General features: G+C 66.0%; 11 protein-coding genes. 8 read left to right on the top strand and 3 right to left on the bottom strand.

Annotated elements, in window-relative coordinates; genetic code table 11:
• Positions 1-139 precede the first annotated feature (139 nt).
• From J2T57_RS19120 to J2T57_RS22505, 5 genes are all read left to right on the top strand, one after another.
• Complete coding sequence (locus tag J2T57_RS19120) at positions 140-730, top strand: superoxide dismutase (RefSeq protein WP_253483596.1); 591 nt, start codon at positions 140-142, stop codon at positions 728-730.
• Between the two features lie 136 nt (positions 731-866).
• Positions 867-2,048, top strand: coding sequence for an acetylornithine transaminase (locus J2T57_RS19115; RefSeq protein WP_253483593.1), 1,182 nt, complete (start codon positions 867-869; stop codon positions 2,046-2,048).
• A gap of 12 nt (positions 2,049-2,060) precedes the next feature.
• Positions 2,061-2,975, top strand: coding sequence for an ornithine carbamoyltransferase (gene argF, locus J2T57_RS19110; protein WP_253483589.1), 915 nt, complete (start codon positions 2,061-2,063; stop codon positions 2,973-2,975).
• A gap of 292 nt (positions 2,976-3,267) precedes the next feature.
• Entirely contained in the window at positions 3,268-4,467 is a 1,200-nt protein-coding gene (gene chrA, locus J2T57_RS19105) for a chromate efflux transporter (protein ID WP_253483585.1), read from the top strand.
• A 57-nt stretch (positions 4,468-4,524) separates the two neighbouring features.
• Complete coding sequence (locus J2T57_RS22505) at positions 4,525-5,127, top strand: tetratricopeptide repeat protein (RefSeq protein ID WP_253483581.1); 603 nt, start codon at positions 4,525-4,527, stop codon at positions 5,125-5,127.
• On the opposite strand, the gene J2T57_RS19095 is transcribed toward J2T57_RS22505, so the two are convergent.
• Genes J2T57_RS19095 through J2T57_RS19085 form a run of 3 tightly spaced genes read right to left on the bottom strand, consistent with a single transcriptional unit; the run spans position 5,119 to position 8,823 of the window.
• On the bottom strand, positions 5,119-6,456 hold the full coding sequence (locus J2T57_RS19095) for a sigma-54-dependent transcriptional regulator (protein ID WP_253483578.1): 1,338 nt from the start codon (positions 6,454-6,456) through the stop codon (positions 5,119-5,121). The two genes, J2T57_RS22505 and J2T57_RS19095, sit on opposite strands and share 9 nt — an antisense overlap.
• Complete coding sequence (locus J2T57_RS19090; RefSeq protein ID WP_253483574.1) at positions 6,428-7,909, bottom strand: sensor histidine kinase; 1,482 nt, start codon at positions 7,907-7,909, stop codon at positions 6,428-6,430. The genes J2T57_RS19095 and J2T57_RS19090 overlap by 29 nt, the downstream gene beginning before the upstream one ends.
• Positions 7,910-7,911: 2 nt before the next feature.
• Positions 7,912-8,823, bottom strand: coding sequence for a substrate-binding domain-containing protein (locus tag J2T57_RS19085; protein WP_253483571.1), 912 nt, complete (start codon positions 8,821-8,823; stop codon positions 7,912-7,914).
• 118 nt (positions 8,824-8,941) lie between these two features.
• On the opposite strand from J2T57_RS19085, the gene J2T57_RS19080 reads away from it, so the two are divergent.
• The 3 genes from J2T57_RS19080 to J2T57_RS19070 are packed head-to-tail and all read left to right on the top strand — an operon-like array spanning position 8,942 to position 13,420.
• Complete coding sequence (locus J2T57_RS19080; RefSeq protein ID WP_253483568.1) at positions 8,942-10,153, top strand: 4Fe-4S dicluster domain-containing protein; 1,212 nt, start codon at positions 8,942-8,944, stop codon at positions 10,151-10,153.
• Complete coding sequence (locus J2T57_RS19075; RefSeq protein WP_253483565.1) at positions 10,150-12,636, top strand: molybdopterin-dependent oxidoreductase; 2,487 nt, start codon at positions 10,150-10,152, stop codon at positions 12,634-12,636. Before J2T57_RS19080 ends, J2T57_RS19075 begins: the two co-directional genes overlap by 4 nt.
• A 31-nt stretch (positions 12,637-12,667) precedes the next feature.
• On the top strand, positions 12,668-13,420 hold the full coding sequence (locus J2T57_RS19070) for a 4Fe-4S dicluster domain-containing protein (protein ID WP_366519133.1): 753 nt from the start codon (positions 12,668-12,670) through the stop codon (positions 13,418-13,420).
• Positions 13,421-13,430 lie beyond the last annotated feature (10 nt).

Here is a 13,430-nt window from a genome sequence, read left to right as displayed (position 1 = left end):
GGCAATAGTATTCGTCCCCCTGCCGTTGCAAGAGCGCCAGCCCTTGTTAGACTCTCTGGCGATTGTTCCGGGCGAACGCCTTGCCCGGTTTCCGGTCCATCCAAGGACTGATACGACCATCATCACCCAGGAGCAGAGCATGAAACACGAACTGCCCGAGTTGCCCTACGCCAAGAATGCGCTTGAGCCGCACATCTCCCAGGAGACCCTGGAGTACCATCACGGCAAGCACCACAACGCTTACGTGACCAAGCTCAACGAACTGATCCCCGGCACAGAGTTCGAGAGCCTGTCGCTGGAAGACATCATCAAGAAGGCGTCAGGCGGCCTGTTCAATCAGGCGGCCCAGGTCTGGAACCACACCTTCTACTGGCACTGCCTCAGCCCCAATGGCGGCGGTGAGCCCAGCGGTGAACTGGCGGACGCCATCAAGCGGGACTTCGGCTCCTTCGAAGCCTTCAAGAAAGAGTTCACCGACAAGACCATCGCCAACTTCGGTTCCGGATGGGGCTGGCTCGTGAAGGACAAGGCCAGCGGCAAGCTGTCCATCCTGGAAACCGACGATGCCGACACCCCGGTCACCAAGGACTCGGTGGAACCGCTGCTGACCTGTGACATCTGGGAGCACGCCTACTACATCGACTACCGGAACGCCCGACCCAAGTACATGGAAGCGTTCTGGAACCTGGTGAACTGGGACTTCGCGGCCAAGAACTACGCCAAGGCCTGATCCCGACGCCTGCGCCCCGGTCTTCCCGGGGCGCATCGCCGGCACTGATTCTTGCCGCGACTGGCTGCACCACCCTATACTTTTCGGCCCGGCAGCTCCGTACGGCGCTGCCTTTTTCGTTCTGGAGTGGAGGAGCATGCAGCAGGCTCTGATGCAGACATACGGGCGCCTGCCCGTGAGCTTTCAGCGCGGCGAAGGCGCCTGGCTGTGGGATGACCAGGGCAACCGTTATCTCGACGCGCTATCCGGCATCGCCGTCTGTGGTCTGGGCCATGCCCACCCCGCGGTGACGGCCGCCATCCAGAAACAGGCGGCCCGCCTGCTCCACACCTCGAATCTCTATGGCATTCCCCTGCAGGAGCACCTCGCCGCCGCGCTTTGCGCCCACAGCGGGATGGGCAAGGTGTTCTTCTGCAACTCCGGGGCCGAGGCCAACGAGGCGGCCATCAAGCTGGCCCGCTTCCACGGTCATCAGCGGGGCCTGGATGTGCCGAAGATCGTGGTCATGGAAAACGCCTTCCATGGCCGCACCATGGCTACCCTTACGGCCACCGGCAACCGCAAGGCGCAACAGGGTTTCGGGCCGCTGCTGGAAGGGTTCGTCCGGATTCCCTACGACGACCTGAAAGCCCTGGACAAGCTGGCCACGACGCACGACGACATCATCGCCGTGCTGGTCGAACCGGTGCAGGGCGAAGGTGGTATTCGCGTTCCCGGGCCGGATTATCTGCCAGGACTGCGCGATCGCTGCGACGAGCACGGCTGGCTGCTGATGCTCGACGAGGTGCAAAGCGGCATGGCCCGCACCGGGCGCTGGTTTGCCTACCAGCACGCCGACGTCCTGCCGGACGTACTCAGCCTGGCCAAGGGTCTCGCCAACGGCGTGCCCATCGGCGCCTGCCTGGCGCGGGGCGCCGCCGCCAACGTGATGCAACCCGGCAGCCACGGCTCGACGTTCGGCGGTAACCCCCTGGCGGCAGCAGCCGCTCAGGCCGTGGTGGATACCATCGCCAAGCAATCCCTCACAGCGAGGGCAGCACAACTCGGCCAGCGGCTGCTGGTCGGCTTCCGGGACGCGCTGGAGAGCCACAGCGGTGTCGTCGACGTGCGCGGGCGCGGCCTGATGATCGGTATCGAACTGGATCGGCCCTGCGCGGAGTTGGTGAAACACGCCCTGGAGCGCGGCCTGCTCATCAATGTCACCGCCGGCAATGTGATTCGACTGCTGCCACCGCTCATCCTGAGTGACGCGGAGGCAGATGAACTGCTTGAGCGGGTGAACGATCTGGTACTTGGTTTCCTCGCGGAAGGCACCTGAAGGAGAGTCGTCATGCCTGTCCGTCATTTTCTGACACTCAACGATCTGCGCCGTGACGAGCTCGATTTCGTGCTCCGCCGGGCGTCGGAGCTGAAGGCCATGAAGCACGACGGCCGTGGCCACGAGAGCCTGCGTGGCAAGGTACTGGGCATGGTGTTCGAAAAATCGTCCACCCGCACCCGGGTCTCGTTCGAGGCCGGCATGGCACAGCTCGGCGGCAGCGCCGTGTTCCTGTCTCCGCGAGACAGCCAGCTCGGCCGCGGTGAGCCCGTGGAAGACACAGCCCGCGTGCTCTCTCGCATGCTCGACATCGTGATGATCCGCACCTTTGGTCACGACAAGATCGAACGCTTCGCAGAATACTCCCGGGTACCGGTGATCAACGGGCTGTCGGATGATCACCATCCCTGCCAGTTGCTGGCGGACATCCAGACATTCCTGGAACACCGGGGCAGTCTCGATGGCAAGACCGTGGCCTGGATCGGGGACGGCAACAACATGTGCAACTCCTGGCTGGAGGCTGCGGGCATTTTCGGGTTTCAGCTGAACGTGGGCTGCCCGGAGGGCTTCGAGCCTAGTGCCGGGATGGTTGCCCTGTCTGGCGGCAACGGCCAGGTCATGCGCGATCCCACGGAGGCGTGCCGGGGCGCACATCTGGTCGTCACAGACGTCTGGGCCAGCATGGGGCAGGAGGAAGAGCAGCGGCAGCGGGAGCAGGCCTTCAGGGATTACCAGGTCACCGCGGCCATGATGGCCGAGGCGTCGGATGACGCCATCTTCATGCATTGTCTGCCGGCCCATCGGGGTGAAGAAGTCTCCGCCGATGTCATCGACGGCCTGCAAAGCGTGGTGTGGGACGAGGCCGAAAACCGCCTGCATGCGCAAAAGGCATTAATGGAATTTTTGTTGCTGGGGACAGGGGATTAGCAGCGGACGGGAAAAGAGCGGTGCGTTACGGCCTGCGGCCTAACACACCCTACATGGCCGTGCCTCAGCGTAGGGTGCGTTAGCGCGCAGCGCGTAACGCACCGCGCGAATGGCAGCCATTCCCGCCCCTTCCCCGATGGCACAAACGCGGAGCGGGTGCGCCGCTCAGGGACCGTCAGCGACAGGGATGTCGCTGTCGAGCCTACAGGGACGTATCCACGGCGTGTCCCTGAGCGGCGTCCCCGCTCCGCGTTCCCCGATCGACACGACGTGACCAAGCATCGGAGCCCACATGGCCTTACCGACCCCGCGCACCCACACCTGGCAGGAAGTCTTCCTGACTTTCCTGCTGCTGGGGCTGCGCTCTTTCGGCGGGCCGGTGGCGCATCTGGGTTACTACCGGGAAACCTTCGTCCGTGACCGCCGCTGGCTAAACGATCACGACTACGGGCAACTGGTGGCCCTGTGCCAGTTCCTGCCCGGCCCCAGCAGCAGCCAGGTGGGCCAGGCCATTGGCCTGCAGCGTGCCGGCCTGCCCGGCATGGCCGCGGCCTGGCTGGCCTTCACCGCCCCCTCCGCCACCATCATGATCGGGCTCGCCCTGGGGCTGAACTGGGTGGACCCGGAAACCCTGCAACAGGCCGGCTGGCTGCATGGCCTCAAACTCGCCGCCGTCGCCGTTGTGGCCCATGCAGTCTTGAGCATGGCCCGCAGCCTCTGCCCCGACCTGCCCCGCGCCACCATCGCCGTGGTTGCCACTGGCGTCGCGCTCGTCTGGCCCAATCCACTGGGACAGGTCAGCGCACTGCTGGCAGGCGCGGTACTGGCGTTTCTCCTGCCCATGCCAGCTCCCGCTAACGTGGACGCCACACTAAAAAGCCCCATCAGTCGGCGGGGCGGGGTTGTGGCGCTGGGAGTCTTTGTCGCCGGGTTGCTGGGGTTGCCCCTGCTGGTACTACTTTCCCCCGGCGGCCTGCTCGGATTCGTGGACAGCTTCTATCGCGTCGGGGCACTGGTGTTCGGCGGTGGCCACGTCATGCTGCCGTTACTCGACCGGGAGATTGCCGCGCCAAGCGGCATTGACAGCCAGACCTTCCTGGCCGGTTACGGTGTCGCGCAGGCCCTGCCCGGCCCGCTGTTCAGCTTCGCCGGCTACCTGGGGGCCGAGGCCCTGCCCCACATGCCCATTGCCGCCGGCCTGATCGCCGTGGTCGCCATCTTCCTGCCGGGCACCCTGCTCCTGCTCGCCGCGCTGCCCTGGTGGCTGACCGTGGGTCGCAACCACGTGCTGCAGCGCGGGGTGTTCGGTATCAACGCCGGGGTCGTCGGACTACTCGCCGCCGTGCTCTGGAATCCCATCGCCGTCTACGGCATCACCGGCTGGCTGGACGTGGTGATTGCCGCACTGGCCTTCGCCGCGCTGTGGAGCGGACGCCTCCCGGTCTACCTGCTGGTGCCGCTGTGCGCCCTGGCCGGGTGGCTTATTCTCTGATCGGCACGCTGCTTGCTTGGTGATGTCGACCACCGATGCATGGGTAGGAGAGGCGGCGTGACCGAACGGGCAAAGGACATCACCGCAGCGCTGCTGCAGAGTCTTGGTAGGCAAGGCGGCAGCGGGACACCCCAGCGACGAGGCCTGGCGGATACCTGCGGCCGTGCCCCTGACCACGCCGATCCCTGGGCGCTCTACCAGCGTTACCAAACGGAAACATCGGTGGGCGACACCCCGGGGGAGGCGATCCGGGTGCTCAAGCTGGCGGCAGCCGCCGGCAGTCACGAGGCGCAGCTTGAACTCGGCAACCGCTATCGTCGCGGTGACGGTGTGCCGCAGGATCTCCACGCCTCCTGGAACCAGTACGTGACCGCGGCGCGGGCGGGCAACCTTGAGGCAATGACCAACCTGGGCGTGATGTACGATCAGGGCCAGACGGTGCCGCCGGACCCGGCCACAGCTTGCCGCTGCTATCGCCATGCCGCCGAGCGCGGGTTTGTCGTCGCGCAGTACAATCTCGCCATCATGCTGGCCGAGGGACTGGGCACCGAGCGTGATCAGAACGCCGCCTGCCAGTGGTTCGCGGCAGCAGCGAGCCAGGGCCATCAGCAATCCCGCGAGGCGCTGGAGTGGTTGCAGGGATTGATGGCTTCATCCTGAGGAGCCGTCGGCGCTGATCCCCAGCTTGCGCATTTTCTCCCACAGGTTCTTGCGGCTGATGCCGAGACTCTCCGCAGTGCTGGTGATACGACCAGCATGCCGGGCCAGCGCCCGGCGGATGTGGTCGCGCTCACAGTGTTGCAGATAGTCACTGAGACCCTCGCTGATCGCCTCGCCGGTCTCGACGACCTCGGCATCAAACAGATCGCCGGCATCAAGTATCTCGACATCGGCAAGCAGGATGGCGCGCTCCAGACAGTGGCGCAGTTCACGCAGATTGCCCGGCCAGGGCTGGCGCAACAGGGCCTGCTCGGCCTTCCGGGAGAGCCCCCGGGGCGGCGAGCCTGCCGCCAGCTCGTCCAGGAATCGGCGGGCAAACCAGAGAATGTCCTCCGGGCGCTCGCGCAGCGGCGGCAGGCGAACCTGTACTGTGTTCACCCGGTAGTAGAGGTCCTCACGGAACTCGCCCGCCGCGACCAGCGCCCGCAGGTCGCGATGGGTGGCGGACACCAGCGTCAGGGAGATATCGATGGGGGTCTCGCCACCCACCCGGGTGATCTGCCGCTCCTGGATCGCCCGCAGCAGGCGCACCTGCATGGGCAGGGGCATGTCGCCGATTTCATCCAGGAACAGGGTGCCACCGGCGGCCTGCTCGAACACGCCTCGCTTCATGCGCTGGGCGCCGGTGAACGCGCCGCGCTCGTGACCGAACAGTTCCGCCTCAAGCAGCGACTCGGTGAGGGCGCCGCAGTTCACCGCCACGAATGGCCGGGCAGCGCCGGCACCGTGTTCATGGAAATACCGGGCCGCATACTCCTTGCCGACACCCGATTCACCAACGATCAGCACGCTGGCGCCGGCAACGGCCAGACGGCGCAACTGCGCCTCAACCCGGCGCATGGCGGGTGCGACGCCGAGCCGCGGCGAATCGTCGGCGAGCGCGGCGGGGTCCCGGTCGTCGGGCTGCGCCAGTTCCCGGACCTTGCGCACCAGTTCGTCGAGATCAAACGGCTTGACCACATAGTCGGCCGCCCCCGCCTTGAGCAACGTCACCGCCGTCTCGATGGAGCCGTAGCCAGTGATGAAGATCACCGGCGGCAGTGAGGTGCCCAGCGCCCGCTGCAGACGCCGGAACAGGTTGTCGCCGGTCTCGTCCGGCAGCCGAATGTCGCTGATGAAGACCTGGTAGCCTCCGGCAGCCAGCGCCCGTTCGGCATCACCGGCGCGACGGAACCAGTCGACCCCGTAGCCTTCCATCTCGAAGCGGTCCCGCAGGGACTCGCCCATTATGGCGTCATCCTCAAGCAGGCAGAGCTTCACGATCAACATCCCGTTGCTGGGTCAGGGGGAGTTCCACCCGGAAGCAGGTCCGCCCCGGTTCACTGCGCACATCGATCCGGCCGCGCAGTTGCTGCACGATCTGGTAACAGACCCACAGGCCCAGGCCGACGCCGTCATCACCGGCACTGCTGGAGAACGGCTCGAACAGGTGTTCCATGCGGTGCTCGGGAATGTGCGCGCCGTCGTTGCACACGGTGATGCGCAGCGCGGTGGCTTCCCGCTGCAGCCAGCAGCCGACCTCGCCGGACGGGCCGGCGGCACGCACGGCATTGAGCATGAGATTGATCAGAATCTGGCGCACCGGCGTGGACGGTAATGGCACCGAGCCGGACAGATCCGCCTCCCAGTCCATCCGGACATCGGCGGCCCGTGGGTCACTCTGCACCAGGGTCATGACGTCGGCGACATCCTCCGGACGCAGGTCATGGCCCTGGAACCGCGCCTCCACCAGGAGGGCGCCGACGATATCCCGAACCTGCTCCAGCCCGCGCTCGACCAGGGAGAGCGTACGTTCGGTCACCGGGTCGGCATGACCGTGGCGGCGCTGTGTGGACAGCGCATTGAGCATACCGCCCAGGGGGTTGTTGATCTCGTGGGCGATTCCGGCAGTCAAGCGGCCCAACGCAGCCAACCGGTCCGCGCGCACCATTTCCTGCTCCAGGGCTTCCTTGTCCGCAAGCTGCCCCAGCATGTCGTGAAAACGGCCGCGGAGGCGGGCGATCTCGTCCCGCCCGGGGCGCGTCTCCACGCTCAGACCCTGCCGCAGCCGGCTTGGCGGTTCGTTGCCGATCCTGTCCAGGACACCGGCCAGTTCCTGCAGCGGGCGCGCCACGCGCATCCCCAGCCACCAGCCAATGGGCAGGATCAGCAACAGGATCATCACCGTAGTCGCGACCACCTGTTGAACGGCACCGCCGAAGCGGTCGAGAAATGCTGGCCGCTGGTATTCCAGCAGCACGCTGCCCACCGTACTGCCGTCGACCAGAACGGGAACGGCGACCAGCAGGCTGTTATCGTCCAACCAGCCGGCCCGGGTTGCGTCGTTGCCGGATGCGCCGGTGAGCCAATCCGCGGAGGGATAACGGGAATCCACCACCGCCGGCTCGCTGAGCACGCGAAAAACCTCCGGCCGGGTGGAGGCGAAAACCCGCCCCACGGCGTCGGTGACCGTAATCACGTACGGACGAAGCCCCTCGCCACCGGCCACGTCCATGGGGGCACGCAAGGTATCCCAGACCGTCCACAGGTCGTCGCGCAACATCGGCACCGCAACGCCCTTGGCCAGGACCCGGCCAAGGCTTTCACCGCTCTGCTGCATCTCGCGATCCATTTGCCGGTAGTTGTAGCCGAGCAGGGTCACGGTGATGACCACGACGGTCACCATCACCACCAGGGAGATGTTCAGCGGGACCCTGACCCGGTAACTCAACGCCTCGAGCATGATTAGCGATGTCCTGCCACCTCACGGCTTAGCGCGCCGATGGCGTCGTAGAGATCGGAGTTCACCTGGGTGAAACCATCCAGGTTGAGTCGCTCTAGCAATTCCCGGCCCACCGGATCATCACCCATGCCCAACAGCACCGCACGCAGGTCATCGCGCATGCTGGTGTCCGCGGCCGAGGTGGCGACGATGGGCGGAAAGCCGAAGGGCTCGGATCGGCTGACAATCCGCGTTCGTGCGGTCAGCTCGGGATCGATCCGGGACAGCGTGTCCCAGACGTAGCCGTCCACAGCACCGCCCTCGGCCAACCCGCCGGCCACCGCCTCCACCACCCGCTGGTGCCCCCAGGTGTAGAACGTGCGCTGGAAATGCTGTTCGCCACTGCTGCCCGCCTGCCGCAGAACGTACTCGGGGTACAGCCAGCCAGAATTCGAATTGGGATCGGCATAGGCGAAAATGCCACCCTGCAGATCAAGCAGGCTGCCGGTCTCAAGGTCGCTCGCCGGTACGATGAGGTACGAGCGGTACAAGGGCTCCCCGTTGTAGAGCGGCGTCAACAGCAGATCCAGCGCATCCCGGTGCTGATAGTAGGGAAAGCCGCATAGCCAGGCGAAGTCAATGCGGCCGCGCAGCGCCAACTCGATCACCTCGCCGTAACTGTTACGCCGCAGGAACTGCACCTCGCGGCCAAGCCGCTGTTCCAGGTAACCCCGCCAGCGGTCGAGAAAGCGCACCTGATCCTCGAGCATCACCGGCGTCAGCCCGATCCGTAGTGGGCGTTCCGAGGCCGTTACCGGTTGCACCACGACGCTCAGGGCCAGGCAAAGGAGGAGAGCCCAGAGGCGAGCCCGTTTTTTCGGTCGCGTTACCGAGCCGTAACATTCTCTCTCCGCTGCGTTACCGGTTGGAAACATCACCCGCCTCCACGAACCGCCTCTTCGATGATTGAAGGCTAATCCATGCGGCTGGCCCCGTTCTTGCTCCAGCTCAATGGAATCGGCCCGAGAGCCGACGTCAACCGGCCCGGTGAACATGACACGTCGAGACAATAATGCAAATCCGGGCCTGGAGGAGTATCAACCCATCGACGCATCCGAACCGCGCCTGCGGCTGGACGCGGCGAGCTGCCTCCCGGCCCGAGACACCCGCAGCGGCTGTAGCGCTTGCGTCACGGCGTGCCCGGCATCCGTACTGACGGTCACCGGCGCGGGGCCATCCCTGACCGGTGATTGCCTGGGCTGCGGCCAGTGTGTCCCCGTCTGCCCCACCGACGCCCTGCAGGTCGAGGGCTTTCCGGCGTTGCCCGCACCGGGGCAACCGGCGCCGTCCATCACCCGCGTGGAGTGCTGGCGCGTGCCCGACGGTGAGACCCGGCCGGGAACGCTTCGTGTACCTTGCCTCGGGGGCCTGGACACCGGTCAGCTTCTGACCCTGCAGCGTCTGGCCGGTGGCGAGCATCTCGCCCTGGTTGACCGCGGCTGGTGCTCCGACTGCCCGGCCCATGGCGACCGCCCCGGCCACCCGGCGCAGGCCGCGATCGCCCATGCCCACAGGCTGCTGGACGAGGGCAACGCCGACACGCCGCATCGGCCGCGCCTGAGCCGGGAACCACTGCCGCAGCGCATGGCCTGCCGGACCATACCCGGCCGGGATATGGAGGCCCGCGTGGGCCGGCGCCACTTCTTCCGTCGCCTCGGTGGGCATGCGGCAGTTTCCCACGCCGCCGCCACGACGACTTCCGATGCGCCACCCGAACCGCGCGCACTGGTGGACAAGCGCGTTCCGCGGGCACGCCGTCGCCTCTCCGGGGAACTCATGCTGGCGGTCGGATCACTGCCCTCATCAATTCTGCCGCGACTCACCGTCAACGCGGATTGCGAAGGGCACGGCATCTGCACCGCCGTCTGCCCGACTGGCGCGCTCGTACGGGAGGAAGAAAACACCGCCAGCCGCCTCGTGCTGGATGCCACCGCCTGTATCGCCTGCGGCTTGTGCCAGTCGCACTGCCCGGAGCAGGCCATCCGCCTGGCAAGCCAGGGCGGCGGCCAGGCGCTGACGGAACTCCAGCACATGGAACAGCGGGAGTGCCTGGACTGCGGCCGCCCGTTCACGGCGCGGAACAGCAACGAAGAGATCTGCCACCCCTGTCGCAAGTCCCGACGCTTTGCCGCCGCCGGCTTCGCCTTTCTCACGCAAGGCAACCCGGCGGTCTCGGACCAGAACCACGGAGGACAATCCGGATGAACGTACTCGAAAGCCTGATTACCCGTCGCCGCTTCCTGCAGGCCTCCGGCGCCGCCGGAGCCCTGGCCGCCGGCGGCATCGGTCTGCAGGGGCTTGCCCCGATCTCCCAGAGCCAGGCCCAGCGGCGCAGCGCCGGCGAGACCGTGGTGACCAAGAACGTCTGCCATCAGTGCCCGGCGCGCTGCGGCATCGACGTCTACACAACGGATGGCCGCGTTCATGGCATCTACGGTTCCATGAACAGCCCCATCGCCAACGGCAAGCTCTGCCCCAAGGGCCACCTGGGGACTTACATCCTCTACGATCCGGACCGCTACAAGGGGCCCATGCGCCGGACCAACCCCAACAAGGGCCGGGACGAGGATCCGCAGTTCGAGTCAATCTCCTGGGAGGAGGCACTGGATATCGTCGCCGGGCGCCTCAACAACCTGCGGGACAACGATGAATCCCACCGCTTCGCCATCCTCTACGGGCGCGGCTGGGGTGCTTCCTGCGCCGGGCTGCTGGGCACCTTCGGCCAGCTCTACGGCTCACCCAACACCGCCCTTGGCCACTCCAGCATGTGCTCCGACGGCTCCATGGTGGCCAAGGGGCTGACCGACGGCAACGAGGCATACAACGCCTACGACTACAAGAACGTCAACTATCTGCTGAACTTCGGTGCCGGCTTCCTGGAGGCGTTCCGCCCCTATAACTATCTGATGCAGGTGTGGGGGCACATCCGCACCAAGAGCCCGAAGACCCGCGTCACCGCCATCGACGTGCATGCCAATGCCACCAACGCGGCGGCCGACCGCAAGCTGCTGATACGCCCCGGCACCGACGGCGCCATGGCGCTTGCCATCGCCCACGTGATCCTCACCGAAGGCCTCTGGGACAAGGAATTCGTCGGTGATTTCCGCGACGGGCGCAACCGCTTCGAGAGCGGCGAGGTCATCGACGGTGACACCTTCAACCAGCGCTGGGTCCACGGCCTGGACGTCTGGTGGAACGAGGAACTCAAGGACCGCACCCCGGAGTGGGCCGAGGAGGTCACTTCCATCCCGGCGCGTCACATCCGCGAGGTGGCCCGGGAGTTCGGCACCACCCGCCCGGCCATGGCGATCTTCGAGCGCGGGCCAACGGCGCACTCCAACGGCACCTGGAACGGCATGGCCATCCACGCCCTGAACGCCCTGGTCGGCGCGCTGTTCGCCGAGGGCGGCATGTTCTACCAGATGGGACCGAGCTACGGCCCGCTGCCGGCGAGTGCCGGCGACTACATGGACGACCACGCCCAGCGCGTCCGCGAGCGCATCGCCAGCGGCGAGTTGCCCCGGATCGACATGAAGGGCACAGATCGCTGGCCCCTGGCGCGAAACATGATGCAGGAGATCGGCCCGAACCATCACAAGGGCGACCCCTACAAGCTCGACACGGTGATGTTCTACCTCAACAACCCCATCTGGACCGCGCCGGACAGCAAGGCCTGGGAGGAAGCCTTCAAGGACATCTTCGTCATCGAGACGTCACCCTTCCCCAGCGAATCCGCCAAATACGCGGACATCATCCTGCCGGACCATACCTACCTGGAGCGGCTGCAGGATGCGCCGAGCTACCCCTTCGAGGGCTGGCCAATTACCACGCTGCGCACGCCGGCGGTGGACCCGCTCTACGACACCAAGGTGTTCGGCGACACGCTGATCGAGATCGGCAAGCGCATCAACGGCTCCATGAGCGAGTACTACCAGGCGCTGGACAACACGGAAAACGTACTCCGCCATCTGGCCGAGGGGTTCCGGGACAACCCGGGCAGCAACGGCGTCAATGACTTCGAGTCATGGAAGCGTGAGGGCGTCTGGTACAAAAAGCCCTACCACTGGCGCCAGCGCCGCGGCGTTTTCTACGAGTGGGACGGGGAAGGCTACAACCGCCGCATGTCGCCGTCGGAGGTCAGGGAAAAACTGCTGCGCACGCCCAGCGGCCGCTTCGAGTTCGTCTCCGGCAAGCTGGAACAGTATGCCGACTACGTGGCGCAGGAGTTCGGCATCCCGGCAGAGCGGGCCGGCATCATCCAATGGGTGGCACCGGAACATCCCGGTGGTGGTGACCTGTACTTCTCCACCCCCAAGACCGCCATGCATGCCGAGGGGCGCGGGGCAAACATTCCCCACGCCATCTCCCTGCTGCAGCCGGTGATGGGCGGTCGGCGCACCGTCTACCTGGAGATTCATCCGGAGACCGCCCGCGCCCGGGGCATCCGCAGCGGAGACCGGGTGAAGATCCGCTCCGAGCTTGGCGAGATCGAGGCCTATTGCCGCTATTTCGAGGGCACCCGCCCGGACACCGTGGTGCTGCCCATGGAGCATGGCCACTGGGCCCAGGGCCGCTGGGCCGAGAGCCGTAAGCCCGGCCACTCCGGCGAAATCACGGTGAACCGCTCGGACCGCATTTCCGGTCTCGCCAGTTACTACACCACCAAGGTCAGCGTGGAGCGCGCCTAGGCGCACCGCCCCAAACACAGGAGTAGAGACAATGCCAAAGTGGGGAATGGTCATCGACCTGGACAAGTGCACCGGCTGTCAGGCCTGCACCACGGCCTGCGCCATGGAGAACAACACCCTGCCGGGTGAATCCTGGCAGGACGTGCTTTTCTACCACGAGGGGAAATACCCCAATACCTCGATCAAGTGGTTCCCGCGGCCCTGCATGCAGTGCGAGAACCCGTCCTGCGTCCACGTCTGCCCGACCCGGGCCACCTACAAGACCGACGACGGCGTGGTGCTGATCGACTGGAACAAGTGCATCGGCTGCAAGTACTGCATGATCGCCTGCCCCTACGGCGTGCGATTCTACGCCGACGAAAAACCGCTGCTGGAGCCAGACATCCGCCAGGCCTTCCCGGGCAGCGACGGCCAGATGTGGAGCCCGCCCTTCCAGAACCCGGAATCGGACTGGAGCAAGGGTATCGGCATTCAGCCCAGGGGCGTCGTCTCCAAGTGCACCTTCTGCTACCACAAGATAAGCAAGGCGCCGGCCGGGGTCGCCGATCTCGACGAGGATAATCCCGATCTGGTCGAGTACGTGCCCGCCTGTGTGCGCACCTGCGCCCCCAAGGCACGCTACTTCGGCGACCTGGACAACCCCGAGAGCAAGGTCAACGAGCTGATCGCCAACAAGCGCGGCACCCGGGTTTTCGAGCATACCGGCAACAAGCCGCAGGTCTATTACCTGGGTGAGCACGGCACCGTGCCCAAGTTCGAACCCCAGTTCGACGACCAAGCCTGACGAGGAGACT

This window comes from Natronocella acetinitrilica (assembly GCF_024170285.1).
In the GTDB taxonomy this organism is placed as follows: domain Bacteria; phylum Pseudomonadota; class Gammaproteobacteria; order Nitrococcales; family Aquisalimonadaceae; genus Natronocella; species Natronocella acetinitrilica.
The sequence above is the reverse complement of the archived record's forward strand: the minus strand, read 5'-3'. Positions and strand labels throughout refer to the sequence as shown.

Bases quoted from the DNA above. Each gene is read 5' to 3' on its own strand.
- J2T57_RS19120 (WP_253483596.1), top strand. From the start codon at position 140: ATGAAACACGAACTGCCCGAGTTGCCCTACGCCAAGAATGCGCTTGAG.
- J2T57_RS19115 (WP_253483593.1), top strand. From the start codon at position 867: ATGCAGCAGGCTCTGATGCAGACATACGGGCGCCTGCCCGTGAGCTTT.
- argF (WP_253483589.1), top strand. From the start codon at position 2,061: ATGCCTGTCCGTCATTTTCTGACACTCAACGATCTGCGCCGTGACGAG.
- chrA (WP_253483585.1), top strand. From the start codon at position 3,268: ATGGCCTTACCGACCCCGCGCACCCACACCTGGCAGGAAGTCTTCCTG.
- J2T57_RS19095 (WP_253483578.1), bottom strand. From the start codon at position 6,456: ATGTTGATCGTGAAGCTCTGCCTGCTTGAGGATGACGCCATAATGGGC.
- J2T57_RS19090 (WP_253483574.1), bottom strand. From the start codon at position 7,909: ATGCTCGAGGCGTTGAGTTACCGGGTCAGGGTCCCGCTGAACATCTCC.
- J2T57_RS19085 (WP_253483571.1), bottom strand. From the start codon at position 8,823: ATGTTTCCAACCGGTAACGCAGCGGAGAGAGAATGTTACGGCTCGGTA.
- J2T57_RS19080 (WP_253483568.1), top strand. From the start codon at position 8,942: ATGACACGTCGAGACAATAATGCAAATCCGGGCCTGGAGGAGTATCAA.
- J2T57_RS19075 (WP_253483565.1), top strand. From the start codon at position 10,150: ATGAACGTACTCGAAAGCCTGATTACCCGTCGCCGCTTCCTGCAGGCC.
- J2T57_RS19070 (WP_366519133.1), top strand. From the start codon at position 12,668: ATGCCAAAGTGGGGAATGGTCATCGACCTGGACAAGTGCACCGGCTGT.